Genomic DNA, 25,882 nt, shown 5'->3' with positions numbered 1-25,882 from the left:
ACGCAGACCGGCGTGTTGAACAGCAGAAACTAGCTAAAACGCCAGAGTCAGTATGAGAGCACAGCAACCGGGGATGAAAGAGTGGATGTAAAGCCGATGTCGTTCAGCAGATTAAAACAACAAAGCAGGCGCGAGGCCTGCTTTATCAGTTAACTCAGACGTAGAGCGACTCTTCACCCGGTGGCCGGGTTTTGAAGCGGCGATGCAGCCAAAGGTACTGTTCGGGTGCGCGAAGGATCTGATTTTCGATCACTTTGTTCATATAAGCTGCAGCAGCAGCCTCGTCCGTATGAGGATAATTTTCCAGCATCGGTTCGATGATCAAATGGTAGCCATCATTTCCTGGATTACGAATCAGCATAATCGGCACCATCGCTGGCTTCGCCAGACGCGACAGAACAAAAGTGCCGTTAGTCGTGGCGGCTTTTTCCACCGCAAACAGCGGCGCAAAGGTGCTGCCTTTAGGGCCGTAATCCTGGTCAGGCGCAAACCAGACCGATTCACCCTGTTTCAGGGCGTTAACCATACCGCGTAGATCACGACGGTCGATCATCGCTTTATTCGAGCGCATCCGCCCTTTAGTCTGCACATACTCCATCGCCTGGTTATTGTGTGGGCGATACATCGCCATCATTGGCTGACAGAGTCCGCTGATGCGGCCACCCAACTCCAGTGACATGAAATGCACACCAATCAGCATCACGCCTCGCTTTTCTTTCTGCGCGGCATGCAGGTTTTCCATTCCCGACACTTTAAACAGACGTCTTACCGCACGGTCAGACCAGAACCAGGCAATACCGGTTTCAGCCAGCGCCATCCCAAGCGACGCGAAATTACCGGCGATCATATGTTCTGTTTTTTCTTCGCTGATGCCCGGAAAGCAGAGTTCGATGTTACGACGGGTAATACGCTCGCGGCGCTGCAGGAAATGGCGAGAGATTTTGCCGGCACCGGCACCGAGACGCATAAGAACAGGATAGGGGAGCTGGACCAGCAGCCAGAGTATGCCAAGGCCAAACCAGGTAAACCAATAACGCGGATGCAGCAGCGAACTGCTAAATTTTCCGGTGTTTTTCATTAACAACCTTCATGGGATAGAGGGATGCATCGCACAAAGAGCACTTCCATGAGTCTTAAGGCGGTACAGCTGTACTGATTTCGACCAACATTTTATCAAAAAGTGCCTTCAAAGAAAGGGAAACTCCGGCATCTACAGGATTGACCTGTTTCATGGAGAGGCGGCAAAACCGGCTATAAAAGTACATTAATCCTATAAAATCATTATTTTTCAAATAATTAGTATAAGCCTGAAAGAAGCTTTAATTGTAAGCGAGGCCGTTTCAGGAACAGTCTGGAAATGATTATTTATTTATCTTTACCTGATTCTGATGCTGGCCGCGCTGAAAAAGAGAACAATTGACGGAAGTGCCTGACCCTCAACGCGCTACCCGCGCCTGACAGGGGAACACGGCGCCGCTGCGAGCGCTTTGGTGAGTCGAAAGTACTCGATACTCTGAATCTGAATCTGAATGTTGATTCATCTTAAAATGTTTATGATTTTCAATAGATTGATTGGGAATATTTTGGGCGGTTGAGGTTTTACTCCCCAATCCACTCCCCATTTTGTGTAATGACAACCTGATCATCTTACAGGTTTAATGGTCGTCGTAAATCTTTCACCTTTGATCAGTTCACCAGAAGGTTTTCGATAGTAAGATTCACCATCAAGACGGTAGTAAGTGTAACCATCCTTAGTTTTATTGATGGCCATGAGCCAGCCTGACTTATCTATACAATTTTCTTCTGTTTTCATGTCGTCGAAGCATAATAAGTAATCAGTCTCATGGTCTGGAAACGCGAGGGAGAGCGGTTCTATTCGTCTGTGAGTTTTATTATTCTACCGTTTTTTTCCATAAGGTATCTTCCATCATAGACTGTAAATAAAGTTTCTTTTTTTCTATTATTTTCGACAGAAAAAACGGCATTCTTATCTATGCAATTTTTAACGGTATTCATGTCATCAAAGCAGCGGCGGTCATACTTCCCTTGTTCTTTGTATCCATCGCCAAAATCCCAAAAATTCACATAATAATTACCAGAGGCCGAAGGGGCGGGAATATTATATTTTATTTTCAATGAGTCTTTATTTTCCAGCCACCAATTTATCTTTGCTTTGTCGGTGAACGGGAAGTTTTTCACTAAAACCTCGCTAAAATTATCCTCCTGATAGACAGCGATAATTTCTACCGGTCGTGAAGCTAACCACCAAAAGTAGCCTGTCAACGCGCAGCTGGTTATAACGAGAGCCAACATGATTTTTTTACGGTTAGCTTTCATCACGGCTCCCGGAAATCTCTAAGGTGGCTTCCATATTGGTCATGAACGGCTTAAAGCCAAACAGATTATACCGCTGGAGAACAAACCAGATACGGAAGAAGTGTAACTGGCTGAATTTTGTTTTCAGTATATCGTCGCTGTCGAGGCCAAAGTGATCCTGCACCTTGTAATGCACCACTGCCCGGTAACGGTTATTATCGATGTGCAGTGATTTTATAGTGATATCCGTTGCCCAGGTATCATGAACGGTAATACCCATACCGTTATAATTATCCTGAAACCTGTCGAATTTAGGTAACTTACTATCAAATATTATTCTTGTTATTTCCCCTTTCATTTCGGAAGGGTAAAATCCATTATCCCAATCTGTATTTTTACTGATAATCCGTTTAATTCTTAAAAAAGTGCTGTTGTCTGTCCTGTCATTAAGAATCTGCTCTTTCAATGCCCTGTCCAGCGCCATATTGCGGAAGGGCGTACCATTGCCGTTCTGCATATGAGTGATCATCTTTTCGATCAGGTGGCTATACGGCCCGTAAAGGGAAAACTTGCGGGATAACGAGCGGAACTCGTCAAACAACATTGCGGCACACTGCTGGCGGGTAATCTTTTCACCCTGGCCGCGCAGATTACAGCAGAACATGGACTGAGGGCGATCCATTGAGGAACGCCGGGTAAGCGTCCAGGGATCAACCCGGTCAGAAATATAGTCCAGCCGGTACTGGGATTTTAACTTTGCTTCGGTCAGATCGCCGCAGCGCATATCTTTAGCGCCGTAGTCGTCAATCCACTGTTGAGTTTTGAATATGGTACAGGGGAACTGTAGTGCGGCCATCGTGATACATTCCTTGTATTATCGTCCGTGGAGGTCTTCACAGGGAATAATACGCGGTGAAAGGTCAGAGTGTAAATGTTGTACAGCCCCTGCCCGTAATTTTTTACCGATTACGGGCAGGGGCATAGTGGATGCTTTAAGCCTTTAGTCCATCGTCAAAATGCCATGTGGCATCTTTCAGACTGCCGGGGATCTCCTGCGCAATGCCTTTTGCATCGGTGGCCTGCGTCTGGATCTCAATGTTGTCGATCCGCACATCTGTACGCTGTGAAACCTGCCGGGAAGAATTGCTGATAGCGTTGCTGGTCATGGAAGGCGCAGTAATGCCGCTTCGGGATCGTGGAACCTCTGCGCCAGATTGCCAATGGTACAGGTAAAGGCTTACGGGCCAGAACTGGTCTCACTGGCACTGGCGCAATGGGCCGAAGAACAGGGTGTATTGCTGGAATTTATCAAGCCGGGAAAGCTGACGCAGAATGCGTTTATCGAGCGTTTTAACCGGACATACCGGACAGCGATACTGGATTTTTATCTGTTCAGAACCCTGAATGAAGCGCGGGAAATTACTGAGCACTGGCTGGCTGAATATAACAGCGAGCGGCCTCATGAATCCCTGAACAACCTGACGCAATAAGAGTGCTGGCTGATGGCCGAAAACCCAGAAGTCTCTAAAAGTGCGTGGAACTAAAACAGGTGTACTTACAACTGTATCCACCGGGCTGTCTCGTTTTAACAAGAGCCTGGACAGTTTTTACGGTTAGCGAACCCATGAATGAATCTTTCGAATTGAGATAACCCTTTGTGTATAAAGAATTACGCTTTGTGGTGGGGAGTGGTTACTTATAACTTATGATTTTTGACTAGTAAACGGAAACTACTCACCAATCCACTCTCCATCTAATTGTGGATTTCAATGGAGGATTGTGTGTATTAATGAAATCTGGAATGAATAAAAAAGCCCATTTAACATGGGCTTGGGGGATGTTGTGTGCAGGTGTGTAAATTACTCGATATTCTGAATCTGCTCGCGCATCTGCTCAATAAGCACCTTCAGTTCAATGGCTGAAGTCGTGATTTCTGCATTGATCGACTTCGATGCCAGCGTGTTCGACTCACGATTGAACTCCTGCATCATAAAGTCGAGACGGCGGCCCACGGCCTCTTTCTTTTTCAGGATGTTGTAAGTCTCTTTAACGTGCGCATCCAGACGATCCAGCTCTTCAGAAACATCAACACGCTGCGCCATCATCACCAGTTCCTGCTCAAGGCGATTGTTTTCCAGCTGGACTTCAGCATCTTCCAGTTTGGCGACCAGCCGTTCACGCTGCCATTTGATCACTTCAGGCATCTGCGCACGCACTTTGCTCACTTCCTGCGAGACGCCTTCCAGACGCTGCTCAATCATCGCTTTCAGGGCGGTACCTTCGCTTTCGCGTGCCGCAATAAAGTCATCAAGCGCACCATCCAGTGCCTGCAGCAACTGAGTGTTGATGGCATCCAGATCCTGTTCCTGCGCAGACATCACACCCGGCCAGCGCAGAATATCCAGCGGATTAATCGCGCCTTCGTCGCTCTGCATTTTTACCCAGTTGGCAGCCTGCACCAGCTGTTTCGCCAGCGTTTCGTTGAGCATCAGTTCGCCCTGCGCGCTGGGATCGGCATCATAACGGAGGTTGCACTCAATTTTACCGCGCGTCAGACGCTGGCGAATGCGCTCGCGGATAACCGGCTCCAGCCCACGAAACTGTTCCGGCAGGCGGATGTAGGTTTCCAGATAACGCTGGTTCACGGAACGCAGCTCCCAGGCGGCGCTGCCCCATTCGCCTTTGGCTTCGCTGCGGGCATAAGCGGTCATACTGCGGATCATAAGCGGTACTCATTTGCGGAAAGATGGGTGAAGTATAGCGAGGCGAGCCACGGCATAACAGGCATAAGCGTCGCACAGGAAAATAACGAACCATTTCCGCTTTCTGCGACAGCCACTTATGATGACCATTGACCCCTTGTGAGGATGACTGATCTATGTCTCGCGTTATTGCCCTTCCTGTTGTGATGGCTCTGCTGCTGGCAGGTTGCCAGGCACGCCACTCGCCACCCACTAAACCGCAACCCATCTGTGCGGGTGGCGACATGATGATGCAGACCACGTTGTGGTTTGGACTGAGTAAGCCGGATGGCGGCAGGGTGAGTTCACTCGACTGGATGAACTTCGTGGATAATGAGGTCACGCCACGGTTTAAAGCGGGGCTGTCAGTCTATGATGCCAAAGGTCAATGGCAGGGCGAGAATGGTCAGCTGGCACGAGAGAACAGTAAGGCGTTGATGCTGATCCACGGCATCGATCCCGCCACCAACGTTGATATTGAGGCGTTACGCAGCCTCTATAAAAAACGGTTTGGTCAGGAGTCGGTTATGCGGGTGGATGCACCCGTCTGCGTCGGATTCTAAGGCGAAAGCGGGCGGCAGAACTGCCGCCCGTTGAATAATCAGATAAACAGACCGGCAAAGGCTGCGGAGAGCAGACTGACCAGCGTGGAGCCATAGACCAGCTTCCAGCCAAAACGGGAAACCACATTTCCCTGTTTCTCATTCAGGCCTTTTATTGCGCCCGCCACAATGCCGATAGAGGCAAAGTTAGCGAACGAGACCAGGAACACCGACAGAATACCCAGCCCACGCGCACTCATGCCCGCCGCGACTTTCTGCAGTTCAATCATCGCCACAAACTCATTCGCCACCAGTTTGGTGGCCATGATGCTGGCCGCCTGCAGGGCATCGGCTTTGGGAATGCCAATCAGCCAGGCCAGAGGATAGAACAGGTAGCCGAGCAGTTGCTGGAAGCTGTAGCCGAACACCGCCGCAAACAGCGCGTTGACGGCAGCAATCAGCGCAATAAAGCCAATCAGCATGGCCAGAATAATCATTGCAACTTTGAAGCCTGCCAGGATGTATTCGCCCAGCATCTCAAAGAAGCTCTGCTCTTCATGTAGTTTATCCAGCGCGATCGGCTGCTCATCCTGGCTTTTCATCGGGTTGATGATCGACAGGATAATAAAGGTGCTGAACATGTTAAGCAGCAGTGCCGCAACCACATACTTTGGTTCGATCATCGACATATAAGCACCGACAATCGACAGCGAAACGGTAGACATCGCGGTCGCAGCCATGGTGTAGAGCCGGCGCGGCGGGATATCACCCAGAATCCCTTTATAAGCGATGAAGTTTTCCGACTGCCCAAGAATCAGTGTGCTGACGGCGTTGAACGACTCCAGCTTGCCCATGCCGTTAATCTTCGACAGCAGCGTCCCGAAAATACGAATCAGCAGTGGCAGGATACGCCAGTGCTGCAATATGCCGATCAGTGCCGAAATAAAGACAATCGGGCAGAGCACGCCAAGGAAGATAAATGCCAGCCCCTGCTTACTCATTCCGCCAAACACGAACTCCGTGCCCTGTGCGGCAAAACCCAGCAGCGTCTCAAAGAAACCGGCGAACGAGCCGACCAGCGCCAGACCTCCGGCAGAGTGAAGGAAGAACCAACCCAGCGCGGCTTCCACCACAATCAGTTGAATAATAAAGCGCAGACGAATCTGTTTACGGTCATGACTGACCAGCAGCGCAAGGGCGAAGATCACCACCAGCGCCAGCAGGAAATGAAGAATGGCGGCCATATGTCTTTTTTATCAGAGAGAAAGGAACGCGCATTTAGCCACAGCTGGCGGGGAATTTCATCTGATGCCTGCGTCAGACCAGCGCAAGAGACAGCGGGCAAGGAAGTCCGTATAATGCGCAGCCAATCATTAGCAAGCCGGAGAATACCCATGCGTCCAGCAGGCCGTAGCGCACAACAGGTGCGTCCAGTCACATTGACCCGCAATTACACCAAACACGCAGAGGGTTCCGTTCTGGTGGAATTCGGCGAAACGAAAGTGCTTTGCACTGCCTCGGTAGACGAAGGGGTTCCGCGTTTCCTCAAAGGCCAGGGCCAGGGTTGGGTAACGGCCGAATATGGCATGCTGCCGCGTTCGACCCACAGCCGTATGGCGCGTGAAGCCGCAAAAGGCAAGCAGGGCGGACGTACGCTGGAGATTCAGCGTCTGATCGCCCGTTCACTGCGCGCCGCGGTTGATCTTAAAGCGCTGGGTGAATTTACCATTACGCTCGACTGTGACGTAATTCAGGCCGATGGCGGCACTCGCACCGCATCAATCACCGGAGCCTGCGTGGCGCTGGCTGATGCGCTGAACAAGCTGGTGGCCAGTGGCAAACTGAAAGCGAACCCGATGAAGGGCATGGTCGCGGCGATTTCAGTGGGCATCGTCAAAGGCGAAGCGCTGTGCGATCTGGAGTATGTTGAAGACTCAGCCGCAGAAACCGACATGAACGTGGTGATGCTGGAAGATGGCCGCATGATCGAGGTGCAGGGCACCGCTGAGGGCGAACCGTTCAGCCATGAAGAGTTGCTGACGCTACTGGCGCTGGCCCGGGGCGGAATTGAGGAATTAATTCAGGCGCAGAAAGCAGCGCTGGAAAATTGATGTAACAGGCGACCTCAGAGTCGCCTTTTCTTTATTTGAGGAGTGAGAAATGAAAGCCTGGCAGCGTCAGTTTATTGAATTTGCCCTGAACAAGCAGGTGCTGAAGTTCGGTGAGTTCACTTTGAAGTCCGGGCGTAAAAGCCCCTATTTCTTTAATGCTGGTCTGTTTAACAGCGGACGGGATTTAGCGCTGCTGGGACGCTTTTACGCGCAGGCGCTGGTGGATGGCGCTGTTGATTTTGATCTGCTGTTCGGCCCGGCCTATAAAGGCATTCCGATAGCCACCACCACGGCGGTGGCGCTGGCGGATCATCATGACCGCGATGTGCCTTACTGCTTTAACCGTAAAGAAGCGAAAAATCACGGCGAAGGTGGCCTGCTGGTTGGCAGTCCGCTGCAGGGCAAAGTGATGCTGGTGGACGATGTGATCACCGCAGGCACCGCGATTCGTGAGTCGATGGATATTATCGGCGCGCACAACGCTACTCTGGCAGGCGTGCTGGTCTCGCTTGATCGTCAGGAGCGTGGACGCGGAGAAATGTCGGCGATTCAGGAAGTGGAACGTGATTACGGCTGCAAAGTGACCGCGATTATAACGCTGGCAGACCTGATTGCCTGGCTGGAAGAGAAGCCTGAGATGGCCGATCATCTGGCTCAGGTACGTGCCTATCAGAAAGCGTACGGGATTTAACAGAGGCGGGCGCAATGCCCGCCTTCTTTTACGCTTTACGCCAGCTGGGCGGCAATCAGCGGCCAGCGAGCCTCAAAGTCTGCGGTAGGACTGAAACGAAACTCAGAACGGACATACCGTGACAGTAAACCCTCACAGAAAGCCAGCAACTGACTTGCCAGCAGCGCCTCATCAGCCTGAAAGGCTTCGCCCTCGCGCATTTTCCGTTCCCGCATCACCTGTCGCAGCTGCACTTCAATCCGCTCAAACAGCTGATTGATGCGTCCCTGCAGTCGGTCCTGCTCAAACATCAATGCATGGCCGGTCAGAATGCGTGTCAGTCCCGGATTACGCTCACCAAATCCCAGAATCAGTTGCACGATCAGACGCAGACGCGTCATGGTCTCTTTTTCATCCTTGAGGATCAGATTGATGCGGGTAATCAGACTGTCTTCGATAAACTCAATCAGGCTATCGAACATTCGTGTCTTACTCGGGAAGTGACGATACAGCGCCGCTTCGGAAACGCCCACCGTGGCTGCCAGTTTGGCTGTGGTAATGCGCTGACTGCCATCACCCGACTCCAGCATCTGCGCCAGCGCCTGCAAAATCTCTTCGCGACGATTCCGCTTCGCGACTTTTTTTTCTGCCATGACCTTAAAGACCCCTGAAATTCACCTAAAAACAGGCAACACCTACGCATCTGCCACAGGAACGCGTCCTGTGGCGATGAGGAAAAAATAACGGGCGTAAGTGAAAGTCGGTAATGCGGGTTACTGGCGGCCGGAGTGGCCGAAGCCGCCTTCGCCGCGCAGGCTGGCGTCGAAATCTTCGACCAGGTTAAATTCCGCCTGCACCACCGGTACAAAGACCAGTTGTGCCATGCGATCGCCGGGCTGCAGCGAGAAGCTTTCCTGGCCGCGATTCCAGACCGAGACCATCAGCTGTCCCTGATAGTCGGAGTCAATCAGACCCACCAGGTTGCCCAGCACGATGCCATGTTTATGGCCAAGGCCTGAGCGCGGCAGGATCACAGCGGCCAGATCGGAGTCGGCAATATGAATCGCCAGGCCGGTCGGAACCAGCGTTGTGGTGCCTGGTGCGATGTCGAGAACATCATCAATGCAGGCGCGTAAATCTAACCCAGCGGAACCTGAAGTCGCGTAGGTCGGCAGTGCAAACTCTTTGCCGACGCGCGGATCCAGAATTTTAACGTCTATTTTTTTCATCATAACGGCTGACAATCTCGTCTATTAATTGTTGGCCAAGGAGAGACTTATCGCTGAGCGGTAAGCGTTTTTCTCCATCCTGCCAAAAAAGGTGAAGAGCATTGGTGTCGCTATTAAACCCCTGTCCGGCTTTAGCGACGTCGTTAGCGCAGATCAGATCCAGATTCTTGCGCACCCGTTTTTGCCGGGCGTATTCTTCCACATTCTGTGTTTCAGCAGCAAATCCAACGACGAATGGCCGGTTTTCCTGAAGTGCAGCGACGCCGGCAACAATATCGGGATTCTTTACCAGGTTCAGCGTGACGTTATCATCGCCGCCCTGTTTCTTGATTTTATCGGCCGCAATATCGGCTGCCCGGTAGTCTGCCACGGCTGCGCTTGCAATGAAAATATGTTGTTTATCTATCTCACTCATGACGGCGGTCTGCATCTCCAGCGCGCTGGTCACATCAATTCGCCGCACACCCGCTGGCGCAGACAAGGTGACCGGGCCGCTGACCAGCGTGACCTGTGCACCGCGTCTGGCGGCGGCGTCGGCAATAGCAAAGCCCATTTTGCCGGAGCTGTGGTTAGTGATGTAGCGCACCGGGTCCAGCGCCTCACGGGTAGGGCCGGCGGTAATCATAATGTTGAGATGTTGCAGATCGTTGACGGGCGAGGCCCACTGCACCGCATGGTCAACAATCACCAGCGGGTCGAGCATCCGGCCCGGCCCGACATCGCCGCAGGCCTGGCTGCCGCTGTCCGGTCCCCAAATCAGCACGCCACGCGCCTGCAGGCTCTGCAGGTTATGCTGGGTCACCGCCGCACGATACATCTGCTGATTCATAGCGGGCACCACTGCCACGGGTGAGGCCGTCGCTAACACGGCGGTCGTCACCAGATCGTTTGCCATACCGGCAGTAATACGGGCAATCAGGTCAGCAGTGGCCGGTGCCAGCACAATAAGGTCGGCCCATTTTGCCAGTTCAATATGACCCATCGCCGCCTCCGCTGCCGGATCAAGCAGATCGTCAAATACCGGATAGCCGGAGACAGCCTGCAGGCTGAGTGGAGTAATAAATGCTTTCGCACCCTCTGTCATCATCACGCGGACATCAGCACCGCGATCGCGCAGGCGGCGCACCAGCTCAGGTGCTTTATAAGCAGCAATACCGCCGCTCACGCCAAGAAGAATTTTTTTGCCGGCTAATCCCATCATGATGTTGGCCTCACTAAGCTCTCTGCCGCTCGCGGCGGCGAATGCACGGACTTTATCACAAAAGCGCGGATGCGCCTTTTCACTGACTGCGTTTGCGAGCTGTCTCGTAGATTGCAGCTTCACTCATAGCCGCACGCTTCATGATGGGCCATGCTGAGGCTCATCTCAGGGAGAGCGGACATGAAAATAAAGGGACCACGGGAAAAACTCCAGAAGCTGGGTGCGCATGCCCTCAGCGATACCGAACTACTGGCCATTTTTCTTCGTACCGGATCGCCGGGGCAGAATGTCCTTGAACTGGCCAGGCAGATGCTGGACGGTTTTGGCTCGCTTTATCAGCTCATGACGTCAGATAAAGAAGCATTCGGTCAAATCAAAGGGGTCGGTGATGCCAAGCTGGCGCAACTTCACGCAATTGCCGAACTGGCGAAGCGCTTTTTCGCCAGCAAGCTGGCCCGCGAAAGCGCAATGGAAAATCCACAAATCACCCGTCAGTATCTGCAAAGTCTGTTGGCCCAACAGGAGCGTGAGATCTTTATGGTACTGTTTCTGGATAATCAGCATCGGGTGCTGCGGGCAGAAAATATGTTCTCGGGTTCGATTAACAGCGTGGAAGTTCACCCCCGCGAGATCGTCCGGGAAGCGCTGAAGCTTAATGCAGCAGCCCTGATACTGGCGCATAATCATCCGTCGGGCATGGCGGAACCGAGCCGCGCAGACCGCGAAGTGACCCATAAAGTCAGTCAAGCCTGCCAGCTACTTGATATCCGTCTGCTCGATCATCTGGTAATTGGTCATGGCGAATATGTCTCCTTTGCCGAGCGGGGATGGCTCTGATAACGGGAAATTCCGCTCCAGGTGGCGGCTTTTTGCCCGATCATTCGGGATCTTTATCTGTTCGGGACTTGAGCACTTGGGCTGAGCGGCGTATACTACGCCACCTTTGAGAATCTCGGGTTTGGCGGTTAGGCCAGCTTAGCGGGTTCCATGGAATTCGCCTGGCGGGCTGCAAGCCTGACGAGGCGGCCCAAACCTAATTTTTAAAGCTCGAGCTGATTTGATTTTTGGAGATATTGACATGTCACGAGTCTGCCAGGTAACTGGAAAGCGTCCGGTGACGGGTAACAACCGTTCCCACGCAATGAACGCGACGAAACGCCGTTTCCTTCCGAACCTGCACTCACACCGTTTTTGGGTTGAGAGCGAGAAGCGCTTCGTTACTCTGCGTGTATCTGTTAAAGGTATGCGTATTATTGATAAAAAGGGCATTGATACGGTGTTAGCCGATATGCGTGCCCGTGGTGAGAAGTACTAAGGTACTAAGGAACTGAATCATGGCTAAAGGTATTCGTGAGAAGATCAAGCTGGTTTCCTCTGCTGGTACAGGTCACTTCTATACCACCACGAAGAACAAACGTACTAAACCAGAGAAGCTGGAACTGAAAAAGTTCGATCCGGTTGTACGTCAGCATGTGCTCTACAAAGAAGCTAAAATTAAGTAATTTTAGTGTTCTGCTAAAAACCCGGCTCCGGCCGGGTTTTTTGTTTGTGTAAAACGCTGAGGAGAGGGTATGCCAGAGTTGCCAGAGGTTGAAACCAGCCGCCGCGGTATCGAACCGCATTTGGTCGGTGAAACCATCCTTCACGCCGTGGTGCGTAATTCACGTTTGCGCTGGCCCGTTTCGCAGGAGATCCTGGCGCTGAGCGATCAGCCGGTGCTCAGTGTGCAGCGCCGGGCGAAATATCTGCTGCTGGAGTTGCCACATGGCTGGATCATTATCCACCTTGGTATGTCCGGTAGCCTGCGCGTGCTGTCAGAAGAGCTGCCAGCGGCGAAGCATGACCATGTTGATTTAGTCATGAGCAACGGCAAAGTGCTGCGCTACACCGACCCGCGCCGGTTTGGTACCTGGCTCTGGAGCAGCGATCTGGCGGGCAGCAGCGTGCTGGCACATCTTGGGCCGGAGCCGCTTAGCGAAGAGTTTGACGGCGCTTACCTGTTCGATAAGTCACGCGGCAAGCGGACGCTCATCAAGCAGTGGCTGATGGACAACAAAGTGGTCGTGGGCGTGGGCAACATTTACGCCAGCGAGTCACTGTTTACTGCCGGGATCATTCCCGATCGTGCTGCCGGTAGTCTGTCGCAGGCCGAAGCGGAGCTGCTGGTCAACACCATCAAAGCGGTGCTGTTACGTTCGATTGAGCAGGGCGGAACCACGCTGCGTGACTTTTTACAGAGCGACGGTAAACCGGGCTATTTTGCACAGCAGTTGCAGGTTTATGGCCGGGCAGGCGAACCCTGCCGGGCATGCGGTACGCCGATTGTCAGCGGCAGACATGGGCAACGCAGCACCTACTGGTGCCCGAACTGTCAGCATTAAGCCAGTTTAGCCAGCAATGCCTGATGCACCGGCGCGGGCAGGAAGGCGGTAACATCGCCGCCGTGACGCGCCACCTCTTTGACCAGCGAAGAGGAGATAAACGAGAACCCTTCAGACGGCATCAGGAAAACACTCTCCAGCGTTGGCAGCAGGTGACGATTCATCTGCGCCAGCTGCATCTCATATTCAAAGTCTGACACCGCACGCAAGCCACGAACCAGCACATTCGCCTGCTGGTCACGGGCGAAATTCGCCATCAGGTCGCTGAATCCGACCACCTCAACGTTGGGCAGATGAGCCACCACCTGACCGGCCAGCGCCGCGCGCTCATCCAGGCTGAACATCGGTTTTTTGCTGGGGCTGGCGGCAACGGCCAGAATGACCTGATCAAACATCTGCGCTGCCCGCGTCACGATGTCGAGGTGGCCGAGTGTCACAGGATCAAACGTACCGGGATAGATGGCTTTCGTGGTCATACTCGCCCTTTTGCCGAAGCATGATTCAGCGCCCAGAGGGCTGAATATTTATTGAAGGTATATTGCGCGTTGACCACCGCCAGAATCCAGCCCTGCTTACCGTCGAGAAAACCGGCGCGTAGCAGCAGAGTTTTCACAAACGCGCCCAGCGTATGGCTGAACAGAGAAAACAGGCTGCAACGCTTACCGCGCAGATGGCGCTCCGTAGCCCAGGCTTCGGCATAGGCCAGCTGCTTGCGCTGAAAGGCGATTAAATCGCGGCAGGTCAGATGCTGCAGATCGCCGGGTAATGCCACCACCGGCGCGCCGTCACTCTGCAGTGACTCATGCACCAGATTGTCATTGTAGCGGAAGGTGCGTGGATAGAGCCGCATGACGCGGTCAGGATACCAGCCGCTATGGCGCATAAAGCGGCCGAGAAACAGATTACTGCGGCCCAGGCTATAAACCGTACGACTGGGCGCCGCCACCAGCACCTGCTCAATCGCGGCGCGCAGTTCAGGTGTCACGCGTTCATCCGCATCGATCATCAGAATCATGTCGCCGGTGGCATAGTGCTGCGCGCGCTGGCGCTGAATGCCATAGCCCTGCCAGTCATCATTATGGTAGACCTTCGCCCCAGCCTGCGTGGCGATGTCGACACTATTGTCATGGCTGCCTGAGTCCAGCACGATAATTTCATCAGCCCAGCTGATCGAGGCCAGGCAATCAGGTAGCAGTTCCGCTTCGTTTTTGGCGATCATCACCACGGAAAGACGCTGGCGTGCTGACATTAGTGGGCCCGTGGTGGCAGATGGGGTTCGAGTAACTGTAGCAGACGCTGTAGCGCACCCTGATTCTGGTGCAGCACGTCTACCGCATGGCGTCCGTAATAACGGCGGTAATCATCATCCTGTAACAGGTTAGTGACCTCTTTTTCCAGCGAAATCACGTCGGTGACGGTGATCAGTCCCTGGCCTTCCTGCAACTTGCTGCAGATATCTTTGAAGTTCCAGATATGGGGTCCCATCAGAACCGGAAGAGCATGGGCAGCAGGCTCCAGCGGATTATGTCCACCCCGTTCAACCAGGCTGCCGCCGACAAAGGCCAGATCGGCAATGCCATATAGCAGCATCAGTTCGCCCATTGAGTCGCCGATGACCACCTGCGTTGAGCCAGAAGGTATCTCGCCGCTGCTGCGCAGGATAAAACTGAAGCCGCGTTCCTGCGTCAGTTCACGCGCATCGTTAAAGCGCTCGGGATGACGGGGAACCAGAATCAGCAGCAAATCCGGAAACGTCTGCAGCAGGCGGCGATGGGCATCCAGCACAATGGCCTCTTCACCTTCGTGTGTGCTGGTCGCGATCCATACCGGACGGCGCGGTGCCCACTGGCGGCGCAGCGTCACTGCTCTGGCGGCCAGTTCTGGCGTCACTGAAATATCAAACTTCAGGCTGCCGGTAATCGCCAGTTGTGAGCGTTTCAGTCCCAGCCCCAGGAAACGGTCGCCATCTTCCGCGTTCTGCGCCGCGATTAGCGTGATGCTCTGCAACAGCTGGCGCATGAATTTACCCAGCTTGCGATAGCCTTTGGCCGATCGGGCCGAGAGGCGGGCATTGGCGATCACCAGTGGAATGTTACGCTGGTGCAGAATGCGAATAATGTTCGGCCACAGCTCGGTTTCCATGATGATCACCAGGCGTGGATTGACCGTATCCAGGAATCGATTAATCGAGCCCGGCAGATCATAAGGCAGATAGACGTGATGCACATCTTTGCCAAATGCAGATTGCGCGCGTTCAGAGCCGGTAGGCGTCATAGTCGTGACGGTAATCGGCAGGGTCGGGTAACGATGACGCAGCGCACGCACCAGCGGAATCGCGGCAAGGGTTTCACCCACAGAGACCGAGTGCAGCACAATGCCATCGGGCTTCACTTTGCCGACACAATAGCCATAGCGTTCTGCCCAGCGTTTGCGATAGGCAGGCGCTTTACGACCGCGCAGCCACAGGCGCAGCCAAATCAGTGGCTGAATTAGGTAGAGCAATGCGGTGTAAATGGTCGTCATAGTTACCGTTACAGCAGGTTCGCGTCTAAAAACAGATTAAAATCAGATGGTGGCATGTTATCAGAAACCCCGCATGCACTCATCCCACATTGTCAGTTGCTACTCAGCACCTGCTGATAAAGCGATGTCAGCGCCTGCGCCAGTCGTTGCGGGCAGTAAGGTTCAATTTTGCGCCGCGCCGCGTCACCCATTCGTGAATCGACAGAAAGCGCCGGTATTGCGTTAACAGCCTGATTTAACCCGTTGATATCTAATGCATCACAGACGAAGCCTTCCTGACCAGCGGTAATAAATTCTGCGCCACCGCAGCCGGTACTGGTAATCACCGGTAAGCCGCAGGCCATCGCCTCCAGGATCACATTCGGGAATGGATCGTAAAGCGTGGGCAGCAGCAGGCCATCCGCTGCGTGATAGAACGGCTGCACATCCTGCTGTACGCCGACAAAGCGCAGCCGATCCAGGCAGTTAAGCTGGTTTGCCAGCTGCTGATACCGTTGCAGTTGCTTATCCTGACCCACCACAATCAGATAACGGTCGCTGGCAGCCAGCGCCTGTATCGCCGCTTTCAATCCCTTGCGTTCGAAGCCGGAGCCGACATAAATGAGTACGGTCGCCGCATCGGGCAGCGCCAGCTGCTGACGGATGGCGCGACGTGCTGTTTCCGTGGCGGGCTGGAAACGGCTGGCGTCGATAGCATTATGAATAACGTGGATTTTTCCGGCGTCGAGCGAGAAACAACGCAGGATATCGCGCTTTACCATCTCAGAATTACAGATCACTGCTTTCAGCGTCGGAGAATTAAACATCTCCGCTTCCGCCTGCAGAACATAGCGATGATAAGGGCTGAGCACAGCACTCAGTCGTTGCCACGATGAGACGATGCGGGCGCGCTGTTCCAGCCAGACGCGATGAACACCATCGCCCGCGCGAAAAATATCACAGCCCGCGATGCGCTCGTGGCTTTGCACTATATCGAACTTTTCGCGCTCCCAGCAGGCGCGTGCAGCACGGGCAAAACCACGCTCACGGGATACCCGGCCCAGCTTTGCAGGATTACAGATATGCAGATGCCAGTCAGGATTCGGTGTGCCCTGCCAGCTGCGGGTAATGATGTTGAGATCGAGCTGCTCGCTGCCCAGCGCTTCCAGTGCGCGTGAGATAAAACGCTCGGCACCGCCATCCGGACGATATTTCTGCCGGACAATCGCCAGCCGTAACTTACTCATTCAGATAGCTCCTCGCTGCCGCGACCACATCCTTCACCGGAATGGCCGAAAGATAACGCTGGTCTGTTTTGGTGTCGATGGAATCGGGTGAGGGCAGCGGGCCATAATCACCCGCCCAGATGACATGATTGTTGTCGCCCCATGGCCGCCAGTGCTGCAGCTTGGTCGGGCCAAACAGCGCAATACAGGGCGTTTCAAGCGCGGCGGCCATGTGCATCGGTGCAGAATCGACACCAATAAACAGCCTGGCATGATCGATTAGCGCCGCCAGCTGCGGCAGAGTGAACTGACCCGCCAGCGAAACCACATCCGGCGACGCACAGAGCGCGCGAATGCGGTTTATCATCGCCAGTTCCTGCTTGTCCGGCCCGGCGGTCAGGACCACTTTGCGGCCCGGCTGCGCCAGTTGATCGAGTGTGGCGGCAACACTCTCCTCTTCCCAGCATTTGAAGCCCCAGCGTGAGGTCGGCTGCACCACAATATAGGGCGCGGTGACATGATGCTCCGCCAGTCTGACCTGCACAGTTTGCTGGTCAGCGTCGCTGTAGTGCATTGAGACGCGAGCACCGTCGCTGCTGATGCCGAGGGGGGCCAGCGCCGACATATTCTGCTCAACGGTATGCAGTTTGCTGTGATTGTGTGTGGGGACCAGCCGGTTGTGACACCACCGCCACAGGACGTTATCCCGTTTTTTAAAAGCGAAACCGATACGAACTGGCGCCGCGGAGAGCCGCGTAATCAGGGCTGCCCGCCACTGATCGGCCAGATTAATCACCAGATCATAATGTGCATCACGCACGGCGCGAATTAATGCACGCTCGTGGCCCAGCTTGCGCCAGGTGCCCTCCTGCTTCCATTTACGATCGATGACGTGCAAATGGCGGATAGCCGGATGCGCTTCCAGCATCGGACGCGTCTCCTGATAGAGCAACACGTCGATGCTGGCCTGCGGATAACGCTGATGAAGCGCATTGATGGCGGGCGTTGTGAGCAGCATGTCACCATGATGGCGCAGCTTAATCAGTAATATATTTTTTGGAGAGATGTTTGCTGGAGTCAGGCTGGCCATAAACAAGAGTTCTCAGAATTCAGTGAACCGATTGTAGGGCAAACCCTTTTTAGGATAAAGCCAGCCTCAAAGGTTATTTATCACGCCAGCGATAGAGCCGGGCCAGCCACAACAGCAACTGATACCACTGCTTAATTCCCCGGGCGTTGCGTAACATGCGCAGGTGTGTCCGGGTGGCGAACAGCTCGGCAATGATTGCCTGGCGTGCGCGTGCGTCAGGCTCACGTCTTACACTGTGGCAAACGCTGAGCGCTTCATGAGTCACCTGATAGTGAAACGACGGGTAGATCTTCACGCGGTTACGATAGCGGTCATTGAGCTCTTCCAGCAGTCGCGCAATCTTCATGTAGTGGCGCTGATACTCAACGTTGCGCTCGCCGGTACGTTTGCGATTGCTGATTGAGGCGTCATGCATATAGTAGCGATAGAGCACCGCTTCGGTATATCGCACGCGTTTTGCCAGCAGCATAAACTCGGTGGTCCAGGGAATATCCTGATGATGCAGGCCGGGTTCAAACTGCAACTGATGCTGCTCAATCAGTTCCCGGCGATAGATGCCCAGCCAGACCACATGCATATAACGATGGGTTTTCAGCGCGGTATTCAGCCAGTCGGCACCGCTCAGCACCGGCGTACTGCGCAGGCGATCCAGCGGAATGAGCGGCTTTACCCGCTGGCTGTGTTTGAAAAACCACTCGGCGTTGCACTGTGCCGCATCCAGATTATCTGCTTCCGCCAGCGTCACCAGCGTCTGATACATATCGGGTTGCATGGTGTCATCCGCATCAGGGAAGGTGACATATTTCCCGCGGGCAATCGCCAGCCCGGCGTTACGGGCGCGCGAGACGCCGCCATTTTCCTGATGAATCACACGAATGTGAGAATGCTGCTGTGCATACTGATCGGCGCGCTCGCCTGAGCCATCGGTTGAACCGTCATCGACGATAATGATCTCAAGCGCAGTCAATGTCTGCGCCAGCAGTGACTGCATGAACTCATCAAACATGCTGCCCGCATTGTACATCGGGGTAATGATACTCAGCAGAGGAGAAGTACTCATGACAATATCTGCACCAGCATTGTATTCACTGCGAAAGGGCGTTGCCTCGTCATAAATCATTTCCAAATCAGCAGAGGGAAATCAGGGAGTTCACAATTATAAATCGATGTCGCATCCCTGCTTTACTAAAAACCACGCCCGACAATAATATTGCGCTATATGCGCTTTTTTTACGCAATGTGGCCGTGCAGGTAAACAGATTATTATGCTGGCTTGCTGTCAGCGTCGTTATTACAGAGGTCGTGGCAAACAGCCGGCGGGATAAATGATGGGAAAGTCGGGCGCTGAAATAATAGCGCCCGCATCAATCTGATAAACCTGAGCGCGCTATTGCTCGCTCTGCTTAAAAAACTTGAGACTGACATACTTCATCATCCAGCTCAGGCTTTCAGCATACTGTTTCTGATGCCACTTTACGCGGGCGAATCGCTTCATCTCTTTATAATGCTTTGGCGTATCAAGCGGTTGTGAAGCCCAGGGGGAGCGCTGGTAATAGCTGTAGTACCGCTGGGAAAGATCGCTGCCAGCCCATGCATGCCAGGGTTTGCATTTACCGGTGTAGTGAATCATCACCGTCTCTTCAGGCACGTTCGAGTGATCCCAGACTTTATTAGCGATGATGTCGTATATGTGGTTATAGCGGTCTGGCAGGATCAGGACCTCATCCTCCAGCACGATATTCAGCGCATCCTGATCGGGAAAACCAAACTCTGCGCCCCGCGTTACCAGCACGTCGGTAATGCGCGCGGTGGTCTGCCTTTCGAGCCAGCGTGGAATATTAATCAGCATAAAGCCGGAGTTGAAATAGTGGTGATGCTTCAGCCCCAGCCTTGCGCACTGGTTATGTCGCGCTCGCGGTGTGTCATTACAGGCCGCCAGCGTGTAATCAGTGATATCCAGCGTGAACAGGGGAGAGTAGTCGCCCACCACCAGGGTGTCAGCATCAATATAGATCACCCGATCGCTGTAGCTCGCCACGGTTTCCGGGATCAGGAAACGGTAGTGGATACTTTTGGGATAGCGTCCGACCGCAGGCAGCTGATCAACCCAGGCACGGTTAAAGATATGCAGCGTGATCGCCAGACGATGGCCCGTGGCCAGCGATCGCAGTTTTTCCACATCCTCTTCGCAAAGCGAGTCTGAAAAAACATGGGCGTGGAAAGCGGTATCAGGATGATGGCTGAGAAGTGAAAATAACGTAATGCCCAGGCCACGCGCGTAGGCGTAGTTGATGCCAAACGCAACATGAACCGGATTATCATCCGTGTCAGCAAGCGTGTTAACCAGCAGCTGACTTTGCTGAACGGCCTCAGCAAGAGGGGTAATTGCCATTACGCTTCACTATTCCAGATTATGAGTAATAAACGTTTGTATTCTAGTCAGTTTATCGTGATCCAGCCCGAATAATTTTTCAGCAGGCTGATCAAACTGAAAACGGGTGGCAAAAACGAACGTCGACGCAGCAATATTATCCGGTCCGATAAACAAAACGTTATTGACCGGACGCTGTTCCCGGACTTCACACGGCCCGTAAAGCATGATCACCGGTATCTGCTGCGCATCCGCAATATAAGCATTGCCAGAGTCAGAGGAGATGTAGAAATCCATCTGTGCAATGGCCCACGGAACATCTTCCAGTTTTAGCTCACCAATCAGACTGACGATATTGTCTTTCGGGCCGGTCAGGCTTAGTAACTCATCCAGCCACGGCTGTTCAGCCGGTGGGCCAAACACATAAAATGTGCAGGGCAGGTCAGCCAGCGACGCCATCAGCTGCTGCCAGATGCTGGCAGGAATGGTTTTAGCCCGGTTACCGGCAGAAATACTGATGCCAATTTTAATACCGCTGCGCGGATTAACCAGCGCGGCGGGCGGCGCAGTCGGCTGCCAGAGCGGTGAGGTCGCATGCTTGGGGAAATCGGTGTAGCGGTAGTCTCGATTAATCAGCTTCAGGTAGCTGTCGAGCGTTAAATCCGTTTTGGTGTGGTCGACAATACCGCTGGCGCTGCGATAGAAGGTCTTATGGTAGGACTTACGCACATAGGTGCGCAGAAACTGCTTGTTCGGTGCGTTGCAGAGCGCGGCGAAAAACAGGTTCACGCTGTTTGGCTGCACCAGATAGACGTTGTCATAGCGGTTCATCAGAGTGAACGCGAGCTTCAGTTTGGCAAAAAAGCTGCGCTTCGCCTCTTCAATCAGGAAATAGCGGCTGACCATGTCATCGTGACGCGCCAGTGGCTCCACCGCTTTGCTGATCAGCAACTCAGACTGACCCAGCGCGCGCAGCATCGGGGTGATATTAATAAAATCACCAATCTTTGCCGTCTGGATGATCAGGCTGCGTCCGGTTGGCCGGTAAAACAGCCGCATTATGGCCCGGAAAGGCAGCAACAGCAGGTAGATCAGCACATAGTTCATGGCATGTTTTCCGTAATAACGGCCTGCAGTTTCTCTGCCACCGTGTCAGCAGTCAGCTCTGCCAGATTATGATTCGGGGCGCTCAGTGCCTGTTGGTTCTGCCCGTAACCGCCAATCAATCCAGGATCGGTCGGACCATACAGCGTGAGGTTGGGGCGATCCAGTGCCGCCGTCAGATGGCTCAATCCGGTATCCACTGAGACCACCGCCCGTGCGCCCGCCAGCTGTTGTGCTATCGCTTCCAGCGTCAGCTTAGGCAGCACATCGACATGCTCAAATCCTTCAGCAAGCCGCAGTGCACGCTGATGCTCATGTTCAGCTCCCCAGGGCAATTTCACCCGCAACCCGCTGGGCTGCATCTGCTCAATCAGCTGTCGCCAGTGTGATTCCGGCCAGTGCTTGTTGTCACGCGTCGTGGCATGCAGAAAGACCAGGTAATGACGTGCGTCAGCGGGCAGATGATGCAGGAAGTGCCCGGCGATCGCGTAGTCACCCTGACTTTGCGGCTTCTCATAGCCCAGGCTTTTAGCGAACAGTTCACGCGTTCGTTCAACCGCGTGCTGTCGCTTACTGACCTCATGGCGGATGTCATACCACCAGCTGGCGAACGGCTCACGCGCGCTACGGCTGTCCTGCCCATGTTTCACCCCTTTCGATAAGCGGGTGACCAGCGCGGCACTTTTGATCAGGCCCTGTGCATCAATCACGATATCGTACTCACGTGACTGTAACGCGCGCTTAAACAGCACGCGCTCTTCACGCTGCTGACTGCCAAACCAGTGTTTGCGCCAGCGGCGAATCGCGACCGGTAACACTTTATCTACTGCGGGATGCCAGCCGGGGATCTGTGCGAAATTCTCTTCCACTACCCAGTCGAAACGGATGCCGGGAATGGCATGCATCGCATCGGTCAGTGCCGGGAGTGAATGCAGCACATCGCCCATTGACGACGTTTTAACAATCAGGACGTGCATGGCACCTCCTGTGGCGCGAGCAGTTCGCTCAGCGTCTGATGTACGCGTTCAGGCTGAATATCGATCAGGCTCTGGTGATAACCCTGTTCGGCATCGCCTTTGCGCACTTTGTGATAGCCGGTAATCAGACGAATAATTCGCGCCTGCTTTGCCAGCGGCGGCGTAAAGTCAGGGCTGCTTGGTCCATAGAGCGCCACCAGTGGGCGATCCAGCGCCGCGGCGATATGCATCAGGCCGGAGTCGTTGCTGACCACGGCACGGCATTGTGCCAGCAGAATCACCGCCTGTTCCAGCTGGGTTTCACCTGCCAGATTACGGCAGTGGCCGCGCGCCTCTTCGGGCAGGGCAGCGATAATCTCTTCGCCGGTCGGGCGATCTTTGGCAGAACCAAACAGCACGATCTGGAAGCCTTCAGCAATCAACTGGCGGGCCAGCGTGGCGTAGTGATAGTGCGGCCAGCGTTTGGCCGGACCAAATTCAGCGCCCGGACAAAAACCGATGATCGGACGGGTCGCGGCGAGCTGAAACTGTGCGGCCGTTTCAATTTTTTCCTGCTCTTCAACCTGCAGTTTTGGCCACAACAGCGGCTGTGGCAGCTGCGCCGCCGAAGCAACCGGTGTGTCGTAGCCCAGCGCAACGTAGCGCTCAACCATCAGCGGAAACGCGGCTTTATCCAGCACGCGCAAATCATTCAGCAGGCCATAGCGCATTTCACCGCGCCAGCCGACGCGGCGTTTTATTCCGGCAAAGAAGGGGACCAGCGCCGACTTGAAGGAGTTAGGCAGCACATAAGCACGGTCGTAGTGACTGGCGCGCAGCACTTTGCCCAACCGGCGACGCTCACCGATTTCCAGCGCGCCATGCCCAAGCGGCATCGCCAGCGCCTGATTCACCTCCGGCATGCGTGACAACAACGGACGGCACCACGCAGGTGCCATCACGTCAATCACCGCATCGGGATGTTCGGCCTTGAGGGTGCGATAGAGACTTTGCGACATCATCATATCGCCGACCCACGACGGGCCGATTACCAGAATTTTCATCGCCGGAGCAGCTTCCTTTATGCGTTACGGTTCAGCCAGACCATATAGTCAGCGACGCCCTGCGCCACCGTTTTAAATGGCTTGTCGTAGCCGGCGGCACGCAGCTTAGTGAGATCGGCCTGAGTATAGGCCTGGTACCGTCCTTTGAGTTTTTCCGGGAACGGGATGTACTCGATCTGACCTTTCTGGTGGAACTTCAGTACCGCGTCAGCCACTTCCTGGAAGGACTCGGCACGGCCTGTGCCACAGTTGTAAATCCCGGAGACACCATTTTCCCAGCACCACAGGTTCACTTCCGCAACATCATCAACGTGGATGAAATCACGTTTAAAGCCGTCGCTGCCTTCAAACAGTTTTGGATTTTCATCGTTGCTGATCTGCGTGTTCAGATGGAAGGCAACGCTTGCCATGCTGCCCTTGTGGCCTTCACGCGGTCCATAGACGTTGAAATAGCGGAAGCCGCATACCGGCGAATTCGCTTCCGGCAGCATCTGGCGGACGTAATGGTCGAACAGCATCTTGGAGTAGCCATACACATTCAGCGGCTGCTCATACTGACGCTCTTCAATGAAATTCTCGTTGCGTCCGCCATAGGTCGCTGCGGAAGAGGCGTAGAGGAACGGGATCTCGCGCTCAAGACAGAAGTGCAGCAGCTCTTTGGAGTACTGATAGTTGTTCTCCATCATGTACTTGCCATCCCACTCGGTGGTGGAGGAGCAGGCGCCCTGATGGAACACCGCTTCGATCGGGCCTAAATCATCGCCCGCCATGACGCTCATCAGGAACTCTTCTTTGTCCATGTAATCGACGATATCCAGGTCGACTAAATTGGCAAACTTGGTGCCATCCTTCAGATTATCCACCACCAGAATGTCGGTGTGACCGCGATCGTTCAGCGCTTTGACGATGTTGCTGCCAATCATTCCTGCGCCGCCAGTTACGATAATCATGTTGTTACCTTCAACGTTGTGGGGTGAAACAGGAGGTTTCACACACGAATACCTCACATCATAACATTTCATCAGGGTGCAGACAGCCAGATGACTCTGTAACGCTTTGTGCATATATCTGCGCGGCGTGAACTATGCTGCAAAAATGACATTCTGTTGGGCGATTTATCGTGAAGACGCGGTCTGTTCAGTAAGATATGCCAGATTTTTGCCATCTGAGGAGAGCAATGATGCCTGCGCAATTTTATCAACAACTTCGTCAGCAACTTGATGATGCACGTCAGGAAGGACTGTTTAAACAGGAGCGGATCATCACCTCTGCCCAGCAGACGGAGATCGCGGTTGGCGATAATCCGGCGGTGATTAACTTCTGCGCCAATAACTACTTAGGTTTAGCGAACCATCCGGCGCTGATTCAGGCGGCGAAAGAGGGGATGGATTCGCATGGTTTTGGCATGGCGTCGGTGCGCTTTATTTGCGGCACGCAGGATAGTCATAAGCAGCTGGAAAAGCGGCTGGCAGACTTTCTCGGCATGGAGGATGCCATTCTTTACTCCTCCTGTTTCGATGCCAATGGCGGCCTGTTTGAAACCCTGCTCGATGCGCAGGATGCCGTCATCTCTGATGCGCTGAACCACGCTTCCATTATCGATGGCGTCCGGCTGTGCAAAGCGCAGCGTTACCGCTATGCCAATAACGATATGGCGCAGCTGCGTGCCTGTTTGCAGGACGCGCGCGATAAAGGCGCGCGTCATATTCTGATCGCCACCGATGGGGTCTTCTCAATGGATGGGGTGATTGCGAATCTGCCCGCGATTTGCGATCTGGCCGACGAGTTCTCTGCGCTGGTAATGGTGGATGATTCCCATGCGGTGGGCTTTGTCGGGAACGCCGGACGCGGGACCCATGAATATTGCGACGTCATGGGCCGGGTCGACATCATTACCGGCACGCTGGGTAAAGCGCTGGGTGGCGCCTCCGGTGGCTATACCGCAGCAAAAGCCGAAGTGGTGGAGTGGCTGCGCCAGCGTTCCCGTCCCTATCTGTTCTCTAATTCGCTGGCCCCGGCCATTGTTGCCGCCTCGCTGCGGGTGCTGGATCTGCTCAGCGAAGGCGACGGGCTGCGTCAGCGTCTGTGGGACAACGCCCATTACTTCCGGGAGCAGATGACGGCGGCGGGCTTTACGCTGGCGGGAGCCGATCACGCCATTATCCCGGTAATGCTGGGTGAAGCCAGCGTCGCCCAGGAGTTTGCCCGCCTGCTGCAACAGGAAGGTATCTACGTGACCGGCTTCTTCTATCCGGTGGTGCCAAAAGGTCAGGCACGCATTCGCACCCAAATCTCTGCGGCGCATACCCAGCAACAGCTGGAACGTGCGGTGGCGGCTTTTACCCGTATCGGCAAACAACTGGGCGTTATCGCCTGAG

General features: G+C 54.0%; 29 protein-coding genes and 1 pseudogene. 9 read left to right on the top strand and 21 right to left on the bottom strand.

Annotated elements, in window-relative coordinates; translation table 11 throughout:
- Positions 1–154: 154 nt before the first annotated feature.
- The 5 genes from lpxP to AC0T7J_RS24400 form a co-directional block, all read right to left on the bottom strand.
- Positions 155–1,078 carry a kdo(2)-lipid IV(A) palmitoleoyltransferase gene (lpxP, locus tag AC0T7J_RS24420; protein WP_473798167.1) on the bottom strand — a complete coding sequence of 308 codons (924 nt, stop codon included), beginning with the start codon at positions 1,076–1,078 and terminating at the stop codon, positions 155–157.
- Positions 1,079–1,642: 564 nt separating this feature from the next.
- Positions 1,643–1,876 (bottom strand): DUF943 family protein, encoded by a 234-nt coding sequence (locus AC0T7J_RS24415; RefSeq protein WP_473798221.1) that lies wholly within the window; start codon positions 1,874–1,876, stop codon positions 1,643–1,645.
- On the bottom strand, positions 1,873–2,337 hold the full coding sequence (locus AC0T7J_RS24410) for a DUF943 family protein (protein ID WP_473798164.1): 465 nt from the start codon (positions 2,335–2,337) through the stop codon (positions 1,873–1,875). The genes AC0T7J_RS24415 and AC0T7J_RS24410 overlap by 4 nt, the downstream gene beginning before the upstream one ends.
- Positions 2,327–3,172 carry a YPO3983 family protein gene (locus AC0T7J_RS24405; protein WP_473798161.1) on the bottom strand — a complete coding sequence of 282 codons (846 nt, stop codon included), beginning with the start codon at positions 3,170–3,172 and terminating at the stop codon, positions 2,327–2,329. Before AC0T7J_RS24405 ends, AC0T7J_RS24410 begins: the two co-directional genes overlap by 11 nt.
- 136 nt (positions 3,173–3,308) lie before the next feature.
- Positions 3,309–3,482 (bottom strand): hypothetical protein, encoded by a 174-nt coding sequence (locus AC0T7J_RS24400; protein WP_163844740.1) that lies wholly within the window; start codon positions 3,480–3,482, stop codon positions 3,309–3,311.
- A gap of 75 nt (positions 3,483–3,557) precedes the next feature.
- On the opposite strand from AC0T7J_RS24400, the pseudogene AC0T7J_RS24395 reads away from it, so the two are divergent.
- A pseudogene (locus AC0T7J_RS24395) lies at positions 3,558–3,806 on the top strand (integrase core domain-containing protein); the annotation flags it as partial.
- 369 nt (positions 3,807–4,175) lie between these two features.
- Here AC0T7J_RS24395 and AC0T7J_RS24390 read toward each other — a convergent pair.
- Positions 4,176–5,039, bottom strand: coding sequence for a YicC/YloC family endoribonuclease (locus AC0T7J_RS24390; protein ID WP_010258384.1), 864 nt, complete (start codon positions 5,037–5,039; stop codon positions 4,176–4,178).
- Between the two features lie 155 nt (positions 5,040–5,194).
- Here AC0T7J_RS24390 and AC0T7J_RS24385 point away from each other — a divergent pair, with 155 nt between their 5' ends.
- Entirely contained in the window at positions 5,195–5,620 is a 426-nt protein-coding gene (locus tag AC0T7J_RS24385; RefSeq protein ID WP_473798157.1) for a DUF3574 domain-containing protein, read from the top strand.
- Positions 5,621–5,658: 38 nt separating this feature from the next.
- Here AC0T7J_RS24385 and AC0T7J_RS24380 read toward each other — a convergent pair whose 3' ends face one another.
- On the bottom strand, positions 5,659–6,843 hold the full coding sequence (locus tag AC0T7J_RS24380; RefSeq protein WP_031591888.1) for a NupC/NupG family nucleoside CNT transporter: 1,185 nt from the start codon (positions 6,841–6,843) through the stop codon (positions 5,659–5,661).
- A gap of 150 nt (positions 6,844–6,993) precedes the next feature.
- On the opposite strand from AC0T7J_RS24380, the gene rph reads away from it, so the two are divergent.
- Positions 6,994–7,710 carry a ribonuclease PH gene (gene rph, locus AC0T7J_RS24375; RefSeq protein WP_010258378.1) on the top strand — a complete coding sequence of 239 codons (717 nt, stop codon included), beginning with the start codon at positions 6,994–6,996 and terminating at the stop codon, positions 7,708–7,710.
- A gap of 49 nt (positions 7,711–7,759) precedes the next feature.
- Positions 7,760–8,401, top strand: a complete 642-nt coding sequence (gene pyrE, locus AC0T7J_RS24370; protein WP_191920942.1) for an orotate phosphoribosyltransferase — start codon at positions 7,760–7,762, stop codon at positions 8,399–8,401.
- Positions 8,402–8,436: 35 nt separating this feature from the next.
- Here pyrE and slmA read toward each other — a convergent pair whose 3' ends face one another.
- From slmA to coaBC, 3 genes are all read right to left on the bottom strand, one after another.
- Positions 8,437–9,033: a nucleoid occlusion factor SlmA gene (gene slmA, locus AC0T7J_RS24365; protein ID WP_010258372.1), complete on the bottom strand. Its 597-nt coding sequence runs from the start codon at positions 9,031–9,033 to the stop codon at positions 8,437–8,439.
- Between the two features lie 120 nt (positions 9,034–9,153).
- Positions 9,154–9,612, bottom strand: coding sequence for a dUTP diphosphatase (gene dut / locus AC0T7J_RS24360; protein ID WP_473798153.1), 459 nt, complete (start codon positions 9,610–9,612; stop codon positions 9,154–9,156).
- Positions 9,590–10,810: a bifunctional phosphopantothenoylcysteine decarboxylase/phosphopantothenate--cysteine ligase CoaBC gene (gene coaBC, locus AC0T7J_RS24355; RefSeq protein WP_115758611.1), complete on the bottom strand. Its 1,221-nt coding sequence runs from the start codon at positions 10,808–10,810 to the stop codon at positions 9,590–9,592. The genes dut and coaBC overlap by 23 nt, the downstream gene beginning before the upstream one ends.
- Before the next feature lie 180 nt (positions 10,811–10,990).
- Between coaBC and radC the strand changes: the two genes are divergently transcribed.
- The 4 genes from radC to mutM all read left to right on the top strand — a co-directional run bounded on the left by radC (position 10,991) and on the right by mutM (position 13,191).
- Positions 10,991–11,647 (top strand): RadC family protein, encoded by a 657-nt coding sequence (gene radC, locus AC0T7J_RS24350; protein WP_473798150.1) that lies wholly within the window; start codon positions 10,991–10,993, stop codon positions 11,645–11,647.
- A 241-nt stretch (positions 11,648–11,888) separates the two neighbouring features.
- On the top strand, positions 11,889–12,125 hold the full coding sequence (gene rpmB / locus AC0T7J_RS24345; protein ID WP_006121249.1) for a 50S ribosomal protein L28: 237 nt from the start codon (positions 11,889–11,891) through the stop codon (positions 12,123–12,125).
- A gap of 19 nt (positions 12,126–12,144) precedes the next feature.
- Positions 12,145–12,312 (top strand): 50S ribosomal protein L33, encoded by a 168-nt coding sequence (rpmG, locus tag AC0T7J_RS24340; RefSeq protein ID WP_003024094.1) that lies wholly within the window; start codon positions 12,145–12,147, stop codon positions 12,310–12,312.
- Between the two features lie 69 nt (positions 12,313–12,381).
- Entirely contained in the window at positions 12,382–13,191 is an 810-nt protein-coding gene (gene mutM, locus AC0T7J_RS24335) for a bifunctional DNA-formamidopyrimidine glycosylase/DNA-(apurinic or apyrimidinic site) lyase (RefSeq protein ID WP_473798145.1), read from the top strand.
- Here mutM and coaD read toward each other — a convergent pair.
- The 11 genes from coaD to rfaD all read right to left on the bottom strand — a co-directional run bounded on the left by coaD (position 13,188) and on the right by rfaD (position 24,454).
- Positions 13,188–13,667, bottom strand: coding sequence for a pantetheine-phosphate adenylyltransferase (coaD, locus tag AC0T7J_RS24330; protein WP_473798142.1), 480 nt, complete (start codon positions 13,665–13,667; stop codon positions 13,188–13,190). The genes mutM and coaD overlap by 4 nt on opposite strands.
- Positions 13,664–14,440, bottom strand: a complete 777-nt coding sequence (locus AC0T7J_RS24325) for a glycosyltransferase family 2 protein (protein ID WP_473798140.1) — start codon at positions 14,438–14,440, stop codon at positions 13,664–13,666. Before AC0T7J_RS24325 ends, coaD begins: the two co-directional genes overlap by 4 nt.
- Positions 14,440–15,714, bottom strand: a complete 1,275-nt coding sequence (gene waaA / locus AC0T7J_RS24320; protein ID WP_473798138.1) for a lipid IV(A) 3-deoxy-D-manno-octulosonic acid transferase — start codon at positions 15,712–15,714, stop codon at positions 14,440–14,442. The genes AC0T7J_RS24325 and waaA overlap by 1 nt, the downstream gene beginning before the upstream one ends.
- A 92-nt stretch (positions 15,715–15,806) precedes the next feature.
- Entirely contained in the window at positions 15,807–16,940 is a 1,134-nt protein-coding gene (locus AC0T7J_RS24315) for a glycosyltransferase family 4 protein (protein ID WP_473798135.1), read from the bottom strand.
- Positions 16,933–18,009: a putative lipopolysaccharide heptosyltransferase III gene (gene rfaQ, locus AC0T7J_RS24310; RefSeq protein ID WP_473798132.1), complete on the bottom strand. Its 1,077-nt coding sequence runs from the start codon at positions 18,007–18,009 to the stop codon at positions 16,933–16,935. Before rfaQ ends, AC0T7J_RS24315 begins: the two co-directional genes overlap by 8 nt.
- 73 nt (positions 18,010–18,082) lie before the next feature.
- Entirely contained in the window at positions 18,083–19,069 is a 987-nt protein-coding gene (locus tag AC0T7J_RS24305) for a glycosyltransferase (protein WP_473798129.1), read from the bottom strand.
- 327 nt (positions 19,070–19,396) lie between these two features.
- Positions 19,397–20,401, bottom strand: coding sequence for a glycosyltransferase family 8 protein (locus AC0T7J_RS24300; protein ID WP_473798126.1), 1,005 nt, complete (start codon positions 20,399–20,401; stop codon positions 19,397–19,399).
- Positions 20,402–20,410: 9 nt separating this feature from the next.
- Complete coding sequence (locus AC0T7J_RS24295; RefSeq protein WP_473798123.1) at positions 20,411–21,487, bottom strand: glycosyltransferase family 9 protein; 1,077 nt, start codon at positions 21,485–21,487, stop codon at positions 20,411–20,413.
- Positions 21,484–22,461, bottom strand: coding sequence for a lipopolysaccharide heptosyltransferase RfaC (rfaC, locus tag AC0T7J_RS24290; RefSeq protein ID WP_473798120.1), 978 nt, complete (start codon positions 22,459–22,461; stop codon positions 21,484–21,486). Before rfaC ends, AC0T7J_RS24295 begins: the two co-directional genes overlap by 4 nt.
- A complete protein-coding gene (rfaF, locus tag AC0T7J_RS24285; protein ID WP_473798116.1) occupies positions 22,449–23,504 on the bottom strand; it encodes an ADP-heptose--LPS heptosyltransferase RfaF in 1,056 nt (351 codons plus the stop codon). Before rfaF ends, rfaC begins: the two co-directional genes overlap by 13 nt.
- 17 nt (positions 23,505–23,521) lie before the next feature.
- Positions 23,522–24,454: an ADP-glyceromanno-heptose 6-epimerase gene (rfaD, locus tag AC0T7J_RS24280; protein WP_010258257.1), complete on the bottom strand. Its 933-nt coding sequence runs from the start codon at positions 24,452–24,454 to the stop codon at positions 23,522–23,524.
- A 230-nt stretch (positions 24,455–24,684) separates the two neighbouring features.
- On the opposite strand from rfaD, the gene AC0T7J_RS24275 reads away from it, so the two are divergent.
- Positions 24,685–25,881, top strand: a complete 1,197-nt coding sequence (locus AC0T7J_RS24275; RefSeq protein WP_473798218.1) for a glycine C-acetyltransferase — start codon at positions 24,685–24,687, stop codon at positions 25,879–25,881.
- The last annotated feature ends 1 nt before the right edge of the window (position 25,882 follow it).

This window comes from Pantoea sp. E956-1, assembly GCF_982223955.1.
This window is presented reverse-complemented; position numbering and strand designations above follow the sequence as displayed.